General features: G+C 78.2%; 1 protein-coding gene. It reads left to right on the top strand.

Annotated elements, in window-relative coordinates:
- Nucleotides 1-1,259 (top strand): PfkB family carbohydrate kinase (locus ONA70_RS36275; RefSeq protein ID WP_265010987.1); only part of this gene is annotated, 1,259 nt, incomplete at its 5' end.
- Between the last annotated feature and the right edge of the window lie 137 nt (nt 1,260-1,396).

Genomic DNA, 1,396 nt, shown 5'->3' with positions numbered 1-1,396 from the left:
TGCTGATGAGCGGCAGCAGCGGGCGGCACCTCGCGCTGGTCACCGCGCTGGCCGACGACGCCGGCGGGGCCCGGCTGGCCGAACTGCTGGCCGAGGCCGGGGTGGCGGTCTACCCGATGCACCTGCCCGGCGCCACCGCCGAGAAGATCCGGCTGCGGGCCGGCGGGCAGACCCTGCTCCGGCTGGATCGGGGCGGCGACCCGCAACCGCCGGGCGAGCCGCCGGAGGCGGTGCGAGAGGTGCTGTCCCGGGCCCGGGCCATCCTGGCCAGCGACTACGGTCGTGGGCTGCTCCGGCAGCCGGCCCTGCGCACGGCGCTGGCCGAGTCGCCCGCGCCGGTGGTCTGGGACCCGCACCCGCGCGGCCCGGCCGCGACGCCCGGGGTCCGGCTGGCCACCCCCAACCTGGCCGAACTGCGGCAGCTCATCGGCGACGCCGGGGCCGGCTCCGCGCTCTCCACCGCCACCCGGGCCGGGCACGAGCTGCGCCGCCGCTGGCGGGTCGGCGCGGTCGCGGCGACCGTGGGCGCGGACGGCGCGGTGCTCTGCCACGCCGGCCGCACCCCGCTGGTCGTCCCGCCACCGTCCACCCTCGACCACGTCGAGGACACCTGCGGCGCCGGGGACCGGTTCGCCGCCACCGCCGCGCTCGCGCTGGGCGACGGCGCGTCGGTCGCCGAGGCCACGCAGGCGGCGGTCGCCGCCGCGTCCGGGTACGTGGCGGCGGGCGGGGCGGCCGGCCTGGGCCGCGCACCGGAGCAGCGCCCCGCGTTGACCGCGACCCGCACCGTCGAGGAGCTCATCAAGGCGGTACGCGCCGACGGCGGCACCGTGGTCGCCACCGGCGGTTGCTTCGACATCCTGCATGCCGGGCACCTGGCCACCCTCCAGGCGGCCCGCCGCCTCGGCGACTGCCTGGTGGTCTGCCTCAACTCCGACCGCGGTGTGCGGGGCCTCAAGGGTGCCGAACGCCCGGTCAACCGGGAGGAGGACCGGGCCCGGCTGCTGGCCGCACTGGACTGCGTCGACGCGGTGGTGGTCTTCGACGAGCCCACCCCGCACCAGGTGCTGGCCCGGCTGCGGCCCGACGTCTGGGTCAAGGGCGGCGACTACGGCGACGGTGAGCTGCCCGAGGCCGAACTGGTCCACCGCTGGGGCGGGCGGGTCGTGACCGTCCCCTACCTGGCCGGCCGGTCCACCACCGGCACCATCTCCGCCGCGCGCACCCGCGGCCTCCACCTCGTCAAAGGAGTCGTATGAGCAGGGACATGAACGGACGGGCGGTCCTCGTCACCGGCGGTTCCAGCGGGCTCGGCGCGGCCGTGGTGACCGCGGTGGCCAAGGCCGGGGGCCGGCCGTACGTGCTGGACCGGCAGGCGCCGGCCGACGGGGTGCCC

Source organism: Micromonospora yasonensis (assembly GCF_026013475.1).
GTDB lineage: Bacteria > Actinomycetota > Actinomycetes > Mycobacteriales > Micromonosporaceae > Micromonospora > Micromonospora yasonensis.
The sequence above is the reverse complement of the archived record's forward strand: the minus strand, read 5'-3'. Positions and strand labels throughout refer to the sequence as shown.